At 65.9% G+C, this 17,272-nt stretch carries 16 protein-coding genes; 4 read left to right on the top strand and 12 right to left on the bottom strand.

Annotated elements, in window-relative coordinates:
- Positions 1–191: 191 nt before the first annotated feature.
- Genes A9977_RS34230 through A9977_RS10685 form a run of 10 tightly spaced genes read right to left on the bottom strand, consistent with a single transcriptional unit; the run spans position 192 to position 10,212 of the window.
- The gene (locus A9977_RS34230) at positions 192–740 is read right to left on the bottom strand and encodes a DUF1003 domain-containing protein (RefSeq protein ID WP_183024824.1); all 549 of its coding nucleotides are present in this window, start codon (positions 738–740) and stop codon (positions 192–194) included.
- The gene (locus A9977_RS10725) at positions 727–1,554 is read right to left on the bottom strand and encodes a TIGR04290 family methyltransferase (protein ID WP_183024823.1); all 828 of its coding nucleotides are present in this window, start codon (positions 1,552–1,554) and stop codon (positions 727–729) included. The genes A9977_RS34230 and A9977_RS10725 overlap by 14 nt, the downstream gene beginning before the upstream one ends.
- A gap of 10 nt (positions 1,555–1,564) precedes the next feature.
- The gene (locus A9977_RS10720) at positions 1,565–2,641 is read right to left on the bottom strand and encodes a glycosyltransferase (protein WP_183024822.1); all 1,077 of its coding nucleotides are present in this window, start codon (positions 2,639–2,641) and stop codon (positions 1,565–1,567) included.
- Positions 2,638–3,738, bottom strand: a complete 1,101-nt coding sequence (locus A9977_RS10715) for a glycosyltransferase (protein ID WP_259651904.1) — start codon at positions 3,736–3,738, stop codon at positions 2,638–2,640. Before A9977_RS10715 ends, A9977_RS10720 begins: the two co-directional genes overlap by 4 nt.
- Positions 3,739–3,746: 8 nt before the next feature.
- Positions 3,747–4,865, bottom strand: coding sequence for a glycosyltransferase (locus A9977_RS10710; RefSeq protein ID WP_183024820.1), 1,119 nt, complete (start codon positions 4,863–4,865; stop codon positions 3,747–3,749).
- Positions 4,853–6,007 (bottom strand): glycosyltransferase family 4 protein, encoded by a 1,155-nt coding sequence (locus tag A9977_RS10705; protein ID WP_259651903.1) that lies wholly within the window; start codon positions 6,005–6,007, stop codon positions 4,853–4,855. Before A9977_RS10705 ends, A9977_RS10710 begins: the two co-directional genes overlap by 13 nt.
- Positions 5,997–7,055 (bottom strand): Gfo/Idh/MocA family protein, encoded by a 1,059-nt coding sequence (locus tag A9977_RS10700; protein WP_220811674.1) that lies wholly within the window; start codon positions 7,053–7,055, stop codon positions 5,997–5,999. The genes A9977_RS10705 and A9977_RS10700 overlap by 11 nt, the downstream gene beginning before the upstream one ends.
- Positions 7,056–7,064: 9 nt before the next feature.
- On the bottom strand, positions 7,065–8,018 hold the full coding sequence (locus tag A9977_RS10695) for a zinc-binding dehydrogenase (protein WP_183024818.1): 954 nt from the start codon (positions 8,016–8,018) through the stop codon (positions 7,065–7,067).
- A complete protein-coding gene (locus A9977_RS10690) occupies positions 8,003–9,097 on the bottom strand; it encodes an NAD-dependent epimerase/dehydratase family protein (protein WP_183024817.1) in 1,095 nt (364 codons plus the stop codon). The genes A9977_RS10695 and A9977_RS10690 overlap by 16 nt, the downstream gene beginning before the upstream one ends.
- Positions 9,094–10,212, bottom strand: coding sequence for an NAD(P)-dependent oxidoreductase (locus A9977_RS10685; protein WP_183024816.1), 1,119 nt, complete (start codon positions 10,210–10,212; stop codon positions 9,094–9,096). The genes A9977_RS10690 and A9977_RS10685 overlap by 4 nt, the downstream gene beginning before the upstream one ends.
- Before the next feature lie 264 nt (positions 10,213–10,476).
- Between A9977_RS10685 and A9977_RS10680 the strand changes: the two genes are divergently transcribed.
- Both A9977_RS10680 and A9977_RS10675 read left to right on the top strand, forming a co-directional pair.
- Complete coding sequence (locus A9977_RS10680; RefSeq protein ID WP_183024815.1) at positions 10,477–11,622, top strand: inositol-3-phosphate synthase; 1,146 nt, start codon at positions 10,477–10,479, stop codon at positions 11,620–11,622.
- Positions 11,619–12,590 carry a beta-xylosidase gene (locus A9977_RS10675; RefSeq protein ID WP_183024814.1) on the top strand — a complete coding sequence of 324 codons (972 nt, stop codon included), beginning with the start codon at positions 11,619–11,621 and terminating at the stop codon, positions 12,588–12,590. Before A9977_RS10680 ends, A9977_RS10675 begins: the two co-directional genes overlap by 4 nt.
- On the opposite strand, the gene A9977_RS10670 is transcribed toward A9977_RS10675, so the two are convergent.
- Positions 12,494–13,567: a UDP-glucuronic acid decarboxylase family protein gene (locus A9977_RS10670; RefSeq protein WP_183024813.1), complete on the bottom strand. Its 1,074-nt coding sequence runs from the start codon at positions 13,565–13,567 to the stop codon at positions 12,494–12,496. The two genes, A9977_RS10675 and A9977_RS10670, sit on opposite strands and share 97 nt — an antisense overlap.
- A gap of 140 nt (positions 13,568–13,707) precedes the next feature.
- On the opposite strand from A9977_RS10670, the gene A9977_RS10665 reads away from it, so the two are divergent.
- Positions 13,708–14,265, top strand: coding sequence for a dual specificity protein phosphatase family protein (locus A9977_RS10665; RefSeq protein WP_259651902.1), 558 nt, complete (start codon positions 13,708–13,710; stop codon positions 14,263–14,265).
- A gap of 2 nt (positions 14,266–14,267) precedes the next feature.
- A complete protein-coding gene (locus tag A9977_RS10660) occupies positions 14,268–16,025 on the top strand; it encodes a hypothetical protein (RefSeq protein WP_183024812.1) in 1,758 nt (585 codons plus the stop codon).
- A gap of 151 nt (positions 16,026–16,176) precedes the next feature.
- On the opposite strand, the gene A9977_RS10655 is transcribed toward A9977_RS10660, so the two are convergent.
- Positions 16,177–17,055: a class I SAM-dependent methyltransferase gene (locus A9977_RS10655; RefSeq protein WP_259651901.1), complete on the bottom strand. Its 879-nt coding sequence runs from the start codon at positions 17,053–17,055 to the stop codon at positions 16,177–16,179.
- Positions 17,056–17,272 lie beyond the last annotated feature (217 nt).

Below are 17,272 nucleotides of genomic sequence, written 5' to 3'. Positions count from 1 at the left end.
GGGAGCCGCATCGTGGCGCTCGGCAGTGGGGAACGGGAAAGGGGCGCTGGTTGACGCGGCGCCGTCGCGCGATGGATCGGATGGGCTCATGGCATGCTCCTGATTGAAAAATCAGAAGGTCATGCAGCCGCTGGCATGTTGCTGTCGGCCACCAAGCAATTGCACGTCAGCCATGTTCGACACTCAGGGCGTCACCCGCCGGCACGCCCGCTCTCGGACGCTTTGAGCCGATCGAGCACGGCCTCGGGTTGTACCTCGGCCGCCAGTTCCTGAAGCTCGCGGCGGTCCGCGGCCTCGACGCCCATGCGCTGCCCCATCTCGGTGACCAGTTCGATGAGTCGGGTGATCTCGTGCTCGCTCAGCAGGCTGATCTGCAGGTCGAGTTCGGCGCGTCGCTCGGACTGCGCGGCCATGCGGTTCTGGCTTACCAGCACGAAAGTCGAAATGAAGATGGCCTCGACCGAGGCCACCATCGCCAGCACGACAAATGTGGGATCGAAACGCGTGACGCCCGGCACCCACCCCAGATTGATCACGATCCACGCGCCATAGATCACCAGGTGCAGATAGACGAACTTCAGGCTGCCTGCGAAGCCGGTCACCACATCGGCGATCTTGTCGTGCGCGGAGGTGGCATCGTAGTCCTGCCTGCGGCGTTCCACCAGTGCAGCAATGTTGCGCTCGACGATGGGTGTGACACCACCGCCGTGGGCGCCCCGGGCGCTTTCAGCCGCGGCCACGAGCGCCGCCGCAAATGGAAGCGAACTGCGACGCGAACAGCGCACGGTGCCGTGCGACAGTGTCTCTGCCGTCGGGCGCACAGAGGTACATCTCGTGGCCGGGCCGCTCCAACACCTGCAACCCGCTGGAACGGATCATGGCCTCCACTCCCGCATGGTTGGCGGCCCACCAGTTGGTAGGGTCGCCGGCGAGGCGATGCTCGATGAACGCCATCTTGGGCCATCCCGACTCGAGCAACGGCGTCCGATCATCAATCGGGCAGTCCGCGGTGGCGGGCCGGACCAGCGTCCCGGGCATCGTGAGTGTCTGGAACATCAGCAGCCGCCGGGTTCGTTCGACCAGGAGATCAAGCGCCAGCAACGGATAGCGCAGGTGATAGAAGACGCCCATGAACCATACGAGATCGAAGCGCTCGTCACTTTGCAACAGGTCGTACACCTCCATCTGGCGGAATTCGATCCGGTCCTGCAGTCCCATCTCCGCGAGCGCCCACCGCGCCTGTGCAAGGTAATGCGGATCGACGTCGATGCCCAGCACCGAGGCACCGCGCCGCGCCAGTTCAAAGCTGTAGAAGCCGGCATTGCAGCCGACATCCAGCACGCGCCAACCGTGCAGGTCCGCCGGTATGCAGCGTCGGATCTGCTGCCATTTGAAGTTGGGAAAGTCGCCGCCCAGAACATGCTGGGGCAACGTTTGCTCGCCGCTGGGCAGATGCAGATTGTGGAACCAGGGCGCGAGGGCAGCGATCTGGCGCTGCTCCTCGGCCTGACGCTCGGCCGACGCGCTTGATGTGGTGGGCGAAGTGAAGGCCATGTCCGCACCTTCACACCTGGGCCATGCGCGGTGCCAGCGCGCGCACGTGGTCTTCGAGCTCCGCAGCGCGGTGCGCTGCAGTGTGTGCGGCCAGCACCCGTTGTCTGGCGCGCTCGCCGACGCGAAGGCGCTCCTTTTCCGGCAACTCTCGCAGCAGACGCATCACGTCGGTGGCCGAATCGGCAAGAAAGATCTCCTCGCCCGGCACGAAGAACGAATCGATGCCGTCCCAGCGATCGCTCACAATCGGCGTGCCGCACGCTGCGGCTTCGAACAGCCGCACGCTCGGCGACCAGCCCGCCGTGATCATGTCGGCGCGCGTCACGTTCAGCGTGAAGCGCTGTCGGTTGTAGAAGGCACGGTGCGCGGCCGGCGACAGATGCGCCATGTAGTGCACGTTGCCGGGCCATTGCACGGTCTGCGGGTATTGAGGGCCGGCGACCGCGAATCGTCCTTGCGGCCAGTCTCGCGCAGGCGCCAGCAGCAGTCGCTCGATCGTCGGTTGGCGATCGTCGCTGTACGTTCCCATGTAGCCCAGGTCCCAGCTCGTCGGTATCGGCTCCGGGTGGTAGAGCGCTGGATCGAATGCGCAGTACAGCACGCGCGCAGCACGCGAACCGTAGTCACGCTCGAGCCGCTGCAGGGTGGGCCCGCCGGTGAAGGAGAGGTACAAGTCGTAAGCCGCAATCTGCCGCGGCGCGAGGTAGTCCGTATGGCCACGGTCGAGTCTGGCCAGCGTGACCGGCGTGTCGATGTCGTAGAAGGCGGTAAGGCCTGAAGCCTGCGCCTGAACCCAATCGCCGACCGCCACGCCGTCCGGCACGAACGAACCGACGACGACCAGGTCGGCCGCGCCGACGTCGTCCGCATGCTCGCGGTAAAGGGTCAGCAGGTCCGGATACAGCACGGTGCGGCCGTAAGGCGGTTGCGGCAAATCACGGTGCTGCGCGTACCACGGCATGTCGCGCTCCAGGAAGAGCAGGTCGTGCCCTCGATGCACCAGTTCGCGCATCAGGCCACGGAACGTGGTGGCGTGGCCATTGCCCCATGAAGAGGTGATCGACAGGCCAAGGATGACGATTCTCATGCGGCGGTCTCCGTTCGCGCGACCACGCTGTCGCGCCCCTCTAGCAAGTCCTCGAGCTGGGCAGCGCGGTGGGCGTAGGTGTGCTCGGCCAGCACCCGCCGGTACGCCGAGCGGCCGATGCGTCCGGCGCGCTCGGCGTCGAGCGCCGCGAGGTGCGCAGCCACGCCCTCGCCGTCTTCGGCCACCAGCACCTCGCGCCCGGGCTCGAGGAACAACGGGATGCCTTCCCACGCGTCGGTGATCAGGCACGCTGCGGCGCCTGCGGCTTCAAAGACCCGGGTCGCCGGGGAGAAGCCGTAGCGCGCCATGCTGTCGCGGCTGATGTTCAGCACCGCGCGCGGGGTGCGGTTGAAGGCGTTGTGGTCGGCGGTGTAGACATGGCCGACGTAATCGATGTTGCCGGGCAACCCTTTGTCCTGCCAGCCACTGCCGCCGAGCAGAAAGCGTTTCTGCGGCAGCAACGCCGCGGCCGCGAAGAAAAAGCGATCGACGCGTGCTTCGCGGTCGGGCAAACGATTGCCGAGGAAGCCCAGCTCGCCGCCGAAGCGGACATCAGGCGCGACCGGATGGTGGGTCGATGGGTCGAGCGCGTTGTAGATCGGCACGCAGCAGCGGGCACCGAACCCTTCGTAGGCGTCGATCACCGGTCGACCACCGCCGTAAGTTAGCACCAGGTCATACCGCGGCACCAGCGCGCGGAAGGGGTCGCTCTCATCTTCGGCCAGGCGGTCGAGGGTCGCGGGTGCATCGACGTCCCAGAACACGACACGGGTGCGGGGGCCCCGGAGGTCCAGCACAGCGCGCTCCAGCAATGCGTCGAACACGCCGACGCCGCTTGCCTTGACCACCAGGTCGGCACCGCGCGCCTGCTCGACCATGCGCAAGGCGTGGTGGTCACCCTCTCCCGGGTAGACGATCACCTCGGCCCAGTCGGGGTCTGCCATGTCGCGGTGTTGCTGACGGCCGTAGGCATCAGGCTCATAGAAGCGCACCTTGTGACCGCGCTCATGCAGCGCCCGAATGACGCCGCGATAGTAGGTGGCGGCACCGTTCCAGTAAGCCGATACCAGGCTCGATCCAAAGAAGGCGATGTTCATTCTTCGCGTCATGCAGGGCTCCATAAGTTCGGTTCCAGATCGTCGAGCTGCGCGTGGATCGCCAGCAGCTCGTCGACCCGGTGTGCGCAGGTGTGACGTGCCAGCACGGTGCGGCGGCCATGCTCGGCCAGCGCCCGTCTCATGGGGACATCGTTCAGCAGGTCGCGCAGATGGCGCTGCATGGCATCGCCGTCGCGTGCCACGAGGAAGTCCTCGCCGGGCGTGAACAGATTTTCCACGTCGTTCCAAGGTGCCGACACCAGCGCAATGCCGCACGCCAAAGCCTCGAAGACGCGAATGGTCGGGATCCCTGGCAACGCCCGCACATACGGCCGGCGTGGCACATGCACCGTGACGCGGAAGCCCGCGAATACGCGCGGCACCTCCTGGTTGGGAAGCCACCCGCCGTACGCGATGCCATCCTCGCGCAGACGCTGCAATGCGTGGGCTGGATAGCGCACCCCATGGATGCGCGCGCGCAACGCAAGTGCCTTCACAGGCCCCAGCAGGAACTCCTCCAGCTCGGCCTCGCGTTCACCGTCGCCCCAGTTTCCGATCCATACCAGGTCGCCCCGGCACGGCTCGTCCTCGATCGGACGGAAGCGGCGCACGTCTGCTGCTTCGTGCCAAGTCCAGGCCCGCTGCGACCAGCCGTTCGCACGGTACAAGTCGCGGATCACATTGCCGAAGGCGAGCACGCCGTCGTAGTTTTCCAACGCATAGGCGGCCATGGCCTTCGCGTCGGTGACCGAACGGTGATGCGTATCGTGGAACAGCAGCCGGTAGCTGCCGCCGTTTCGGCGGTGCTCGCCGATGCGCCGTACCAGCGCATGGTCGTTCCACTCGTGCACCACCACCAGGTCAACGTTGTCGAAGGCGGCCTCGAGGTCCAGTGTCTCCGGTGTGTAGACGCGGCTGTGCAACTCTGGATAGGCGCGAGCAAAGGCCTGCAGCGGCGAGCCACCGTGCTCGGCTTCGAGATTCGCACGGCTCCAGGCGCCTCGCGGTTCATAGACATCCACCGCATGGCCGCGCGCGATGAGCTCGCTGCAAACGCCGCGCAGGAAGTGCGCGTTGCCATGGTTCCAGTCGGAGACCAGCGAATGGCAGAACATCACGACGCGCATACCGTCTCCGTGCGTTGCCCGGCCAGCGCCACCCGGGCGTCTGCGTTCAGGCCCTGCGGCGCCAACACCTGCCGATAGGCGGCAAGATAGGCGTCAAGCATCCGCTCCGGCGAGAACTGCAGCGCCCTCATCCGCGCCTTGTGCGCATAGCGCTCGCGCAGCGACTTGCCCGCGATCAGGCGGCACAGCGCCCTGTACAGCGCCTCATGGTCGTTCGGCGGGACGTATATCGCCGCCGGACCCCAGACCTCGCGCAGGCTGGGAACATCGCCCAACACCAGCGCACAACCGGACAAGGCAGCCTCAAGCGCAGTCTGGCCAAAAGGCTCGTAGCGTGCCGGCAGCGCGTAGATGGCGGCGCGCGCGAACTGCGCCGCCAACGCTTCGGGCGCAAGTTCACCGAGCGCGGTGACGCCGTGCGACTTGCGCACGCCTCCGGTCGGCTGCGCACTGGACCCGGCCACACACACCGGCCAAGCCAGACGCGGCGCCACAGCCTCCAGCGCGCTGAGGTTCTTGGCCGCATCCCAGAGCCGGCCTGCCGAGAGGATCAGTGCCTCCTTGCGCGCCGGCGCATAGGTCGCAGGGCTGCGCGCATTGGGCAGCACCATGCCGCCTTGGCGATGGCCATAGTTGTGTGCGAGCGACGTCAGCATGACGCGCGTCGGCGCGCCCACCAGATCGGCGCCCGCCAGTCCCTGGATCACGGCACGCCGGTACCGCATCCACTCGACGGGTGCGGCCTCGCCGTGCACCGCGCGCCACCATGAGAGCACGCACGAGTGCGCAACCAGCAGGGTGGGTGCCACGAACGGCAGTGCGCCGAAGGCGAACTGGTTGAGATGCACCAGATCCGGCTGCCATTGCCGCTCGAGCCGCAGCAGCCACTCGCCTGCCGCACGCACGTCGGCCCACGGATCGGCCATCCATTCGAGCCTGTAGCTGCTTTCATGCAGGGTGACGGATGGCAAACGCGCCAGCTCCGCGCGCTGCATGGCGGAGATTGGCGAGCCCATGGTCGCAAGCGCCACCTGCACGCCGCGCCGGCCCAGGCCGGATGCCAGTTCGAGGGCGTGGCTCCAGACGCCGCCGACGGTGTCGGCGGTCATCATCACGCGGGAAATGCCGGATTCAGCGGCCATAAATCGCATCCAGTACCTCGGCCACCTGCATCACGCGGGCCACAGCAGGGTCATAGCCCGCGCCACTGGCGAGCTGACGAGCCCACTGCACGGCCGCACGGCCGCCCCAGTCGTCGGGTGGTGCGGCGAGCACCGTGCTGCGGGTGCCGTCAAAGCGCTCGGCTTCGAAGTCGAGAAAGGAACCTCGCACATTGCGCATTGCCGCACCGCCGCGGGTGCCGTGGAACACCGCTTCGATCACCGCGTCGCGACCGGCCGCCAGGTTCCACGAGCAGGCGAGCCGTACCGTGGCGCCGCCCGCGACCCCGAACTGCGCAACGGCATAGTCCTCCACCACCTGCGGACGCGGGCCCAGCGGTACGCCCTGCGCATAGAGCCGCGACGAGACGGCTTGCACAGCAGGAAAGCCGAGCGTCCAAAGCGCGAGATCCACCAGGTGGATGCCCAGGTCGATGACGCACCCGCCGCCCGAGCGCTGCACATCGCGGAACCATGGCTTGTCCGGTCCGTAGGCGTTGTGGAAGACGAGGTCGACCGCGTAGATGCGCCCGATGGAGCCGTCGTCGACCAGCGCCCGAATCTGGCGCATCGCCTCGGTATGGCGGTAGGAGAAATCCACCGCGAGCAAACGGTCGGCGCGTTCAGCCGCACGCACGACGCGCGCGGTCTCGTCGGCATCGCGCGCCAGCGGCTTCTGACAGAACACGGCCAGGCCACGCGACAGTGCCGCCTCTGCCTGCATCGCATGCAGTGCGCTCGGCGTAGCGATCACGATACCGTCGAGCTCGGCGGCGAGCAATGCATCGAGCGACTCCGCCACCTCGGCACGGGGCGCCAGTGCCTGCGCCTGGGCCAGGCCCTCCGGAGCGGCATCGAAAAGCGTCGCAACTTCCGCCACCCCCGATGCTGCGATCGCCTGCAGTCGGTGGCGCCCGATCCAGCCAACGCCGAGGAAGCCGAGTCGGGGACGGTGGGTCGGTGGTGCGCAATGTCTTTCCTGGTCGTCGGCACAGCCAATGAACGGATCGCGCGTCGATGCAGTGAACAAGGCTTCTCCTCAGGTGGTGACGACGGCCTTGAGAAATCCGTCGGGGCGCTGACGCGCGAGATCGAGCGCCTCGCCCAGGCGATCGAGCGGAAAGCGGTGCGTGAACAGCAGCGAGGGATCGATCACCCCGGCGCTCATCAAGTCGACTGCGGAGCGGATGCCGGCCACGTACTGCGCCGGATCGCGCTCGTGAGCGTTCACCACGTCGAAGCCGCGCCAGTTCCACATCTGCATGTTCACTTGACGCAGTCCGTCCTGGTGGTACCCAGCCACGACGAGCCGGCCGCGCTCGCCGGTGAGTTCCGCGGCCAGATCGAGCGGCCACTGCAGTCCGACCGCCTCGATCACGCGTTCGCACCACCGTTCGCCGGTCAGACGCTTGACCTCATCGAGGATCCGCCAGTGGTCATCCATGAGCACCGTGTGCTGCGCGCCAGCCTGGCGTGCCACATCGAGCGCGAAGGGACGACGCGAGATCGCAATGACCCGCGCGCCGGCCTGCACAGCCAGCCGCGTGAGCAGCGCGCCGAGAAAGCCGATGCCGATGATCGCCACCGTCTGGCCCGCTTCGATGCCGCTGCGCTCAAAGATGTTCAACGCGCAGCCCAGCGGTTCGCCAGGAATCGGCACGCCGTCTAGTGAGGCCGGGAGCGGCACCACGGCCTGCGCCTGCGCCAGGTCATACTCGGCATGGGCGCGATAGGTGAGCGCCGCCACCCGGTCGCCGATGTTCAGTCCCTCCACCCCTTGGCCAAGGGCCGCGATGCGGCCCCAGCCTTCGTGGCCCGGCGCACCTGCTGCCTGCGGATACTGGAACCACTCGCGCCCCTCCCACAGTGGCAGGCTCGACGCGCAGACGCCACACCCCTCGAGCCGCAGCAGCACCTGCCCTGGGCCAGGGTCGGGCCGAGCCACCCGTTCCAGTACCGCCCGCCCCGGCGATGCGATCACGCCGGCAAACATGCGAGCCTCGCTTTGCGTGCGACCGCATCGTCGGTGTGGCTCTCGCACAGCCAACGATGCAGTTGCTCAATGCCCTGCGCAGCGTTCACCTGGGGCCGCCACCCCGTCGCGGCCTGGAACCGGCGGATGTCCGAGACGTAGTAGCGTTGGTCGCCTGTGCGCCAGCCCTCGTATCGCACCTCAGGCGGGAGGCCGTCGAGCGCCCTGATACGGTCGAGAAGGTCCAGCAGGCTGATCACGTTCTCCGGCCCCCCGCCGATGTTGAAGGCCTGCCCGGAAAGTCGGTCGATGTGCTTGTCGGCGAGCAGGAAGGCGTCGACCAGGTCATCAATGTAGAGGATGTCGCGCACCTGCCTCCCGTCGCCGAAGAGCGTGATCGGCGCCCGGTCGAGCGCGCGCAACAGGAAGTGCGCGACCCAGCCCTGGTCTTCTGTGCCGAACTGTCGCTGGCCATAGATGCAGCTCATCCGGAATACGACCGTGCGCACTCCGTAGCTGCGTGCGTAGTCATGAACGTATTGGTCGGCCGCACCTTTGGAGCAACCGTAAGGGCTGTGGAAATCGAGCGGGCGCTCTTCCGAAATCCCGTACGCTGCCAACTCGGGCGAAAGCGGCGCGTAGCGTCCCTCGTTCAGGTGCAGAGACAAGTCCTCCAGCGCGCCGTACACCTTGTTGGTCGACGTCATGAGCACGGAGGGCGGCCTTGTCAGGCCGCGCGCCGCCTCCAGCACGTTGAGCGTGCCTTGTGCGTTGATCGCGAAATCCTCCTGCGGCGCGACAAGGCTTGTCGTCACGGCGACCTGCGCCGCGAAATGGAAGACACGCTCCACACGCGCCGCCGCGTGACGCACTGCGGCGGCGTCACGCACGTCTTCGACCATCACGGTGAGTCGATCGCCATGCGCATCGCGGAGCCACTCGAGATTGCGCTCGACGCCCGAACGCGAGAGGTTGTCCAGTATCAGCACGCGCTCGCCCTGCGCGAGCAGCCGATGCGCCAGGTTGGAGCCGACGAAGCCGGCCCCCCCGGTGATCAAGGTGCTGGGCCCATCAACGCTGCCTTCTTGTGGTCCGTTCATATCGCGAGCCCTCGCGTGCTCAATTCGGCACTGGCCTGCGCGACGCGATCCACGGCGGCCTGCCCCTCCAGCCAGGCAGCGAGTTCAGCCAGTCCTTGGTCGAGCGTGATGCGGGGCGCATAGTCGAGCATGCGCCGGGCCTTGGAGATGTCGGCGAAGCAATGCCGGATATCGCCCACGCGGTACTTTCCGGTGATCTCGGGCCGGACGTGAGGTTTGCCTACGACTTGGGCCACGCGCTGGGCAATGTCGCGCACTGTCACCGCCTCGCCGCTGCCCACGTTGAAGACCTCTCCTCCCGCGGCAGGCGCCTCGAGGGCAAGACGGCAGGCTCTTGCAAGGTCGTAGACACTCACGAAATCACGTTGCTGGTAGCCGTCCTCGAAGATCTTCGGCGCGCTGTCGTTGATGAGGCGCGAAGCAAAGATGGCGAGAACCCCGGTGTACGGATTGGAAAGTGCCTGCCGGGGACCATAGGCATTGAAGAAGCGCAATGCGGTCGTCGGGATCCCGTAGGCCCTGCCGATCATCAGGCACATGCGCTCCTGGTCGAACTTAGACAGCGCATAGACCGAGGCCAGCGCCGGCGCCTTGTCTTCGGGGGTCGGTGCTGGAGAGAGCGCCACGCCGTGCTCATCGTGCCACTCCCATTCGCCCGCTCGCAGCTGCGCGAGCGGCCGTTCGCCGACGGTGCGCAAGGCACCCGCGCCGCTGCGGTACAGACCCTCGCCATAGAGGCTCATGCTCGATGCAACGAGCAGCTTCTCTACCGGGTCGGCGATCAACGCTTCAAGCAGCACCGCAGTGCCCAGGTTGTTGACCCGGGTGTAGTTCGCGACCTCGTACATGCTCTGGCCTACACCCACGGCCGAGGCGAAATGGAAGACACAGTCGATGTCCTTCAGCGCACGGCGTACCGCGCCGGGGTCGCACACATCGCCGATCTGCAGTTCCACCTGGGCGTCTAGATAGTCGGGGCGCTGGCATCCATCGCCGTGCACCTGTGGCGAGAGGCTGTCCAATGCCCGCACGCGGTAGCCATGCGAGAGCAGTTCGTCGGCCAAGTGCGAGCCGATGAACCCGGCGCCGCCAGTGATGAGAATGTGCTTCGGCATCTTTCCCTTTCGTTGTGTGTTCTTCTTGCCTGCCGTGCATGACGCACCTGGGGCTTCCGAGTCCTGAACGTCGCGGGGCCGGTTCGAGCGGCGTGTGCGAAGGCAAGTAGCCCGTTGTAGGAACAAAGCTCGGTTACGCCACGGCTGAGTTATCGGCCTTGTACAAAGCAAGGAACGGCAGCATTCCGAGGCGGAGCGTCGTCCTTCATGGTTTTTCGCCCGTCAGCGCCAACCATTTCAAAAGCCATCATTCAAGGGGTCTGCATGGAAAAAATCAGGGTTGCGGTGGTCGGCGTGGGCAACTGCGCATCCTCCTTGGTCCAAGGGGTCGAGTTCTACAAGGACGCACGCCGGCAGGAGTTCGTGCCTGGTCTCATGCACATCGACCTGGCCGGTTACCACGCCAGTGATATCGCGTTCAGCGCCGCGTTCGACGTCAATGCGAACAAGGTCGGTCGCGATCTCTCCGAGGCCATCTTCGAAGCGCCCAACAACACACTTCGCTTCGCCGAGGTGCCACCCGCGGGGGTGCAGGTGATGCGGGGTCCCACGCACGACGGGCTGGGAAAGTACCTGAAGGGTGTGTTTCCGCCCGCCCGCGGCGCCGTGGCGGACGTTGCAAAGGTGCTGCGCGACACCGGTACCGAAGTGCTCGTCTCCTATCTGCCCGTGGGTTCGGAAAGGGCGACCCGCTGGTATGCAGAGCAGGCGATCGAAGCAGGCTGCGCGTTCGTCAACTGCGTGCCAGTGTTCATCGCATCCGACCCGGTGTGGCAGAAGCGCTTTGCCGACCGCGGGCTGCCGATCATCGGCGATGACATCAAGTCGCAGGTGGGCGCAACCATCGTGCATCGCCTACTCACCGACCTGTTCCGCAAGCGCGGCGTGCGCCTGGACCGCACCTACCAGCTCAACTTCGGCGGCAACACCGACTTTCTCAACATGCTCGAGCGGGAGCGGCTCGAGTCCAAGAAGATCTCCAAGACGCAGTCCGTCACCAGCCAGCTCGGCCATCCGATGGCCGGGCGCGACGTGCACGTCGGGCCAAGTGACCACGTGCCCTGGCTCGAGGATCGCAAGTGGTGCTACATCCGCATGGAGGGCACAACGTTTGGCAATGTTCCGCTGCAGTGCGAGGTAAAACTGGAGGTATGGGACTCGCCCAACTCCGCCGGGGTGGTGATCGATGCCGTGCGCTGCGCAAAGCTGGCCCTGGACCGCGGCATCGGCGGCCCTGTGCTGGCGCCATCGAGCTATTTCATGAAGTCGCCACCCCAACAGTTCACCGACGACGAGGCGCACGAGCTGGTCGAGGCCTTCATCCGGGGCGACGCGGAGGCCACAGCCCCGGCGCGCGCGGCAGCGAAGCGCGCCGCGGCTGTGGCCCAACTCAAGAGTGACCAAGCATGATCGAAGCCGTCAAGTTCTGGAACGAGCCGAACAACAAGTCACACTGGGATCTCGAACTCGACCCCGAGTGGACGCTCTACTCCCACATGGTGCGGCGCGCGTCGCAAGCAGTACGCGCCGAGAACAGGGCGATCACTCAGGTGCTGGGCGGCATCTCGCCGATCGACGCGGGCTTCATGACCCGGCTGCGCGACAATGGTGTTCTCACCGGGCTCGACGCAGTGGCAGTACACGGCTTCCCGCTCGACTGGAACCACTGGCCGATCGATGAATGGCCCGTGCGCATGGCCGAAATCGCGGCGGTCACCCACCTGCCGGTATGGGTCACGGAGGTCGGCGTATCAACCTTTGGCGCGGAAGAAGTGCAGGCCTTCGGCCTGCAGCGAACGGCCGAACTGCTGATCGGAAGAGCGCCGCGCATCTTCTGGTACTCGCTCTATGATTTGCCCGCCGCATGGCCGGCCACCACACGCCATCGTGAAGCGGAAGGCTCCAGCTATTACCGGCACTTCCACATGGGTCTGTTGCGCGAGGACGGTACGCCAAAGCTCGCTGCCAAGATCTTTTCGGACTACACGCCGGCGATGGGCATCTGCCAATGGTTTCATCACGAGGACCACCGGCTCGACGATGCGGTGCGATGGCTCAGACGACTCGGCGTGCGGCAGCTGCGCACCGGACTGAGCTGGGCCGACAGTTTTCGCCCTGACGGGCAACTCTGGTTCGACCGCGTCATGCGCACGCTGGAAGATTTCGAGCTGACCGTCACCTTCTGCTTCACACCCGAACACCGCGGGATGGCGCCGCATCACACCAGCCCGCCGCAGCAGGCCGAGGAGTTCGCGGAGTTCTGCGCGCGGATGGTGCGCCGTTATGCGCCTGGCAGCACGCCCGACGTTGCAGCCATGCCGCTGGCCGCTGCAGCGCCGACGGCCGAGGGGCGCGGCGACGCACTGGCGCTCAGATGATCCGAAGTCAGCGCCGTCGTGGCACCGGAAAGCAGCGCATCGAAATAGGCGATGGTTCGTCGCAGGCCTTCCTCGAGTTGTACCTGGGGCGTCCATCCCAGCAGGTCACGCGCGCGCGCAATGTCCGGCTTGCGTTGCATCGGATCGTCAGAGGGCAGTGGCGCAAAACTCAGCCGGGAGCGCGACCCGGTCAGCGAGATCACTTGCTCGGCGAGCTGTCGGACGGTGAACTCGCCCGGGTTGCCGATGTTGATGGGCCCCGGAATCGGCGCGTCTGCCTCCATGAAGCGCGTCAGGCCATCGATCAGGTCGTCGACATAGCAGAAGCTGCGCGTCTGCTCGCCTTCACCATAGATGGTGATCGGCTCGCCGCGCAGGGCCTGAACAATGAAATTCGAGACCACCCGCCCGTCGTTCGGGTGCATGCGCGGTCCATAGGTATTGAAGATCCGTGCCACCCGGATGTCGACCTCGTGCTGCCGGTGGTAGTCGAAGAACAAGGTTTCGGCGCAGCGTTTTCCCTCGTCATAGCAACTGCGGATGCCGATCGGATTCACGCGGCCCCAATAGTTCTCGCGTTGTGGATGCACGTCCGGGTCGCCGTAGACTTCGCTGGTCGACGCCTGCAAGATCCGCGCGTGCACCCTCTTGGCCAGACCGAGCATGTTGATGGCGCCGTGCACGCTCGTCTTGGTGGTCTGCACCGGGTCGTACTGATAGTGCACCGGCGACGCGGGGCACGCCAGGTTGAAGATGCGGTCGACCTCGACATAGAGCGGAAATGTCACGTCATGCCGCAACAGTTCGAAGTGCGGGTGCTCAAGCAGGTGCGCGATGTTCTGCCTGACGCCGGTGAAGAAGTTGTCGACGCAGAGCACGTCATGCCCTTGGGCGAGCAGGCGTCCGCAGAGATGACTGCCCAGGAAGCCGGCACCGCCGGTGACGAGAACACGGCACTGCGAGGTGTAGTTGCGCATGGCGGACATCGCTCCATCGAAATGTTGAACAGACAGCACACGCTATCGCGCTGGAGGCACACGTCGGGTCGGACGGTGCCCTGTGGCTTTGCTGTGCACATTGATGAGTCGTGCCGCATCGACAGGCATTTCACGTTCCCATGTCCACCCACTTTTTCATGATCATGAACGACGTCTGGCAGCCCAACTTCGACTGGATCGACGAGCAACTTGCCGTCGGCGGCAGTTTCCCCGCAACCCAGGCCGCGCTGCTCGCGGCCATGCACGGGATCGATGCGGTGATCGACCTGCGACAGGAAGACAGGGACGACGAGCAGGTGTTGCTGGCCCACGGCATCTCGCTGTTGCATCTGCCCACCGAGGACATGTGTGGTCTCGACCCCGGGCAACTCGATGACGGCGTGCGCTTCGCCTGCCAATGGCTCGACGGCGGGCGTCGGGTCCTGATCCACTGCGAACACGGCATCGGTCGATCGGCGACGCTCGCGCTGTGTGTGTTGGTGCAACGGGGCAGCTCGCCACTCGATGCGCTCGCGCGCCTGAAGGACAGGCGCTCGCTCGTGTCGCCCTCTCCCGCCCAGTTCGCCTGCTGGCAGGAATGGCTGGAGCGCTTCAGGCCTCACCATCGAGTGTCGTGGACCACTCCGAGCTTCGACGACTTCCAGCGGATTGCCTACCGTCACTTGCGCACGACCTGAGCATGCAGGTCTACGGCGACGTCGCCAGGCAGCAAGCAGGCGCGCAAGTCATCGCGCGAATGTCCCACGACATGCGCCATGCGGGCACCATGGCGCCCGGACTTTCGCGGCACAGTCTGCTGGTCACCTTGCTGATAGACGCAGGCATGCTCGCACAGGGCGCCGCGGATGCCCGCCTCTCAGCGGCCGGCGAAGACACGGTAGCTGGCCAGCAGGAGGCCATGGCCCTGACCACGGCGCTCGCGCGCTGTTGCTGGGCATCGTGGTGCAGCGGGTACCAGAACTGCGGCCCGCTGCCTTTCGAACTCCTGGCGCGCTGCGAAGCCACGCTGGCCGACGCGCTCCTGCTCCTTCGGGTCCCGGAGGGGTACGCGTTCTATGCCGTGTATCCGGAGCTCTACGGCGAGGCAGCGCGACGCTGCAGGCACATGGCACCTCACTGGCAGGTGTTCGGCCTGCGCAGCATCGGCACCAGCCTGGCGGCGATGGTGGCGGTCGCGCTCGGAGCGCCGGTTCCCCGGACCTTGCGGCCTGTCGGCCACCCTTTCGATCGCGAGATCGCAGCGCCGCCCTTGCAATGCGTCGACGGAGGCGCGGGCTTCGCGGTGGTCGACGAAGGTCCCGGCCTTTCAGGATCGTCCATGGCCGCAGCGGGACGCTGGCTGCAGCAGGCAGGCGTCGCCACGAACCGACTGCATTTCTTCCCCAGCCATGCGGGCCTGCCGGGGCCGGAGGCCGGCACCTTTGCCCGCACGCTATGGACCAGCGTTTCACGGCAGCATGTGAGCTTCGAAGACGGCGTCGGCACCGCACTGCGGACCGAGCACCAGCTGCGCCGTTGGGTCGAGACGCTGGTCGGACCGCTGGTCGCGCCGTTGCAGGACATCGGAAACGGCCGATGGCGTCCATTGCAAACGCGGGACAAAGGCGAACCGCCGCCGCCTGCACATCCATGGCAAGAGCGACTGAAATACCTCGCGTTCTCGGGCGAAGCAACTTGGCTCGTGAAGTTTGTCGGTCTCGGCAGGATGGGCGAGCGGGCGCTCGTACGCGCGAACGCGCTCGGAAGCGCGGGCTTTACGCCGGCGCCGGCAGGCCTGCGCCACGGCTTCCTCGTGGAGCGCTGGCGCGACGATCTTGGGCCGCTTCCCTCCCGGCTGCCGCGGGCGCAACGCGCCAGTCTGCTCACGAAGATCGGCGACTACCTGGCCTTCCGCTCGCGCAGCTTTCCCGCTGCCGCCGACAGTGGCGCGTCAATGGCGTCGTTGCTCGAGATGACCCGATGCAATGCGACGGAAGCGTTCGGCGTCTCCGCCGGTGAGCGGTGTGCGGCCCTGGAGCGCAGTTTCCAACACGCGTCAGCGGACGTCGTGCGCGTGGAAACCGACAATCGGATGCACCGGTGGGAATGGCTCGCCGGCCGATCACTTCTATTGAAGACTGACGCCGTCGATCACGCGGCCGCGCACGATCTCGTGGGGTGCCAGGACATCGCCTGGGACATGGTCGGAGCGGAGGTCGAGTGGGGTCTGTCGCCCGCGGAGCTCCGCACGGTGGCCGCCCGCGCGGGGCAGCAAGGTGCACACATCAATATGTCACTGATTGCGCTGCTCCGCCCGTCCTATCTTGCATTCCAGTGGGCGCACTTCGCCATGGCTGTGAATGCGGCCGATGCTCCGGAGCGTGCTGCGCTTGTGGCAGAACGCGATCGCTATCGCCGGGCCTTGCGCATCGCCCTGGAAGCCCGACCCGGTCGGTGAACCGCTCGTGACGCTCGCTCGGACAGCACGCTGGGTAGAGAAGGGACTCAGCGTTCAGTCGCTGCGAGTTGGCACGGTCGGCGCGATGGCCGTACGCCTTCGGCGAGCGCATAGGCTCGACCACCGTGCCCGCAGAGGCCAGGGACCTCGCTCAGGCCAGCACGCCATCAGTTTTCCGCGCCACGCACATCAATGAGAGGGCGCTCGTCCTGGCGCTCGGACGGCGACCGGACAGCATGTTTGCAATCTTGTACTTCCACGCGGCAGGCCCTGCCTTTCCGTCAAGGACGTCGGCTCCCATCTCATGGTTGTGCGCGTACACCGAAACGGAAAAGCCCAGGGGCGCAAGTGTGTCGATGTAGAAGTCATCGGTGAGTCCGTCGCCCGGCTTGTGGTGAATCTCGGTCTTCAGGCCCCACATCTGCTGCGTCGCTGTTTTGTGAAAGCCGTGCCCGATGACCCGGTACACGAACAGACGTGCGACCCAGAGAAGTTTTGCAACGCCCTTGAAATCCCACGCCGACAGTTGCGGATCATGGTCGGTCACCAGGACCCCCCCTGGCTTGACGAGCCGCGCTGCCTCGACAAGCACCGCGCGCATGTCCTCGCAATGATGCAAAGAGGCATTGATCGCCACAACGTCAGCCATCTCGCTGTCGAGAGGAACGTTCGCCGCATCGGCAAGCAAGGTCGTGTAGCCGAGCCCCTCTGCCAATTCGAGCGATCCGCCGGCGACGTCGACACCGATGAGCCTGGCGGGGCGACCGCCGAGCGTCGCAAACACGTTGCCGGGCCCGCAGCCGAGGTCGACGACGACCTTGCCCGTCCAGTCTCCGGTCGCCGCCAGCCAGCGCTCCTTGAACTGCTCGCTTCGGTGACAGTAGGTGAGGTATTCCTCGGCCCACGCCTTGTTCCCGAAGTAAAAAGCGTTGGCGCGAATAGCTTCAGAAGCTTCATCGACGACCAAGCTCATTGGATTACCCGCCATTGAGGCAGCGGGCAATTCGTGGCTGTTCACCGCACTGCTCATGTCACTTACCTCCAAATAGACTGGAATGAGTACAAAGTTACTACCAAACCCCTTGGAACGCAACGCTGCCATGACATTGCGCGCGAGCGCATGCGCGTCTTGCGCGCGGCATCGAGACGATCCAAGGGGATCGCAGCAGCTGCCGCGCCAGTGTCAAAGCGATACCCCCCCCCGATCGACTCGCAAATTGAAGACGCGCCGCTTGCGCGCGGTGGCG

The sequence above is a fragment of the Variovorax sp. UMC13 genome (assembly GCF_014170375.1).
Classification (GTDB): domain Bacteria; phylum Pseudomonadota; class Gammaproteobacteria; order Burkholderiales; family Burkholderiaceae_C; genus Variovorax.
This window is presented reverse-complemented; position numbering and strand designations above follow the sequence as displayed.

Bases quoted from the DNA above. Each gene is read 5' to 3' on its own strand.
- A9977_RS10725 (WP_183024823.1), bottom strand. From the start codon at position 1,554: ATGGCCTTCACTTCGCCCACCACATCAAGCGCGTCGGCCGAGCGTCAG.
- A9977_RS10720 (WP_183024822.1), bottom strand. From the start codon at position 2,641: ATGAGAATCGTCATCCTTGGCCTGTCGATCACCTCTTCATGGGGCAAT.
- A9977_RS10715 (WP_259651904.1), bottom strand. From the start codon at position 3,738: ATGAACATCGCCTTCTTTGGATCGAGCCTGGTATCGGCTTACTGGAAC.
- A9977_RS10710 (WP_183024820.1), bottom strand. From the start codon at position 4,865: ATGCGCGTCGTGATGTTCTGCCATTCGCTGGTCTCCGACTGGAACCAT.
- A9977_RS10705 (WP_259651903.1), bottom strand. From the start codon at position 6,007: ATGGCCGCTGAATCCGGCATTTCCCGCGTGATGATGACCGCCGACACC.
- A9977_RS10695 (WP_183024818.1), bottom strand. From the start codon at position 8,018: ATGTTTGCCGGCGTGATCGCATCGCCGGGGCGGGCGGTACTGGAACGG.
- A9977_RS10690 (WP_183024817.1), bottom strand. From the start codon at position 9,097: ATGAACGGACCACAAGAAGGCAGCGTTGATGGGCCCAGCACCTTGATC.
- A9977_RS10685 (WP_183024816.1), bottom strand. From the start codon at position 10,212: ATGCCGAAGCACATTCTCATCACTGGCGGCGCCGGGTTCATCGGCTCG.
- A9977_RS10680 (WP_183024815.1), top strand. From the start codon at position 10,477: ATGGAAAAAATCAGGGTTGCGGTGGTCGGCGTGGGCAACTGCGCATCC.
- A9977_RS10675 (WP_183024814.1), top strand. From the start codon at position 11,619: ATGATCGAAGCCGTCAAGTTCTGGAACGAGCCGAACAACAAGTCACAC.
- A9977_RS10670 (WP_183024813.1), bottom strand. From the start codon at position 13,567: ATGCGCAACTACACCTCGCAGTGCCGTGTTCTCGTCACCGGCGGTGCC.
- A9977_RS10665 (WP_259651902.1), top strand. From the start codon at position 13,708: ATGTCCACCCACTTTTTCATGATCATGAACGACGTCTGGCAGCCCAAC.
- A9977_RS10660 (WP_183024812.1), top strand. From the start codon at position 14,268: ATGCAGGTCTACGGCGACGTCGCCAGGCAGCAAGCAGGCGCGCAAGTC.
- A9977_RS10655 (WP_259651901.1), bottom strand. From the start codon at position 17,055: ATGAGCAGTGCGGTGAACAGCCACGAATTGCCCGCTGCCTCAATGGCG.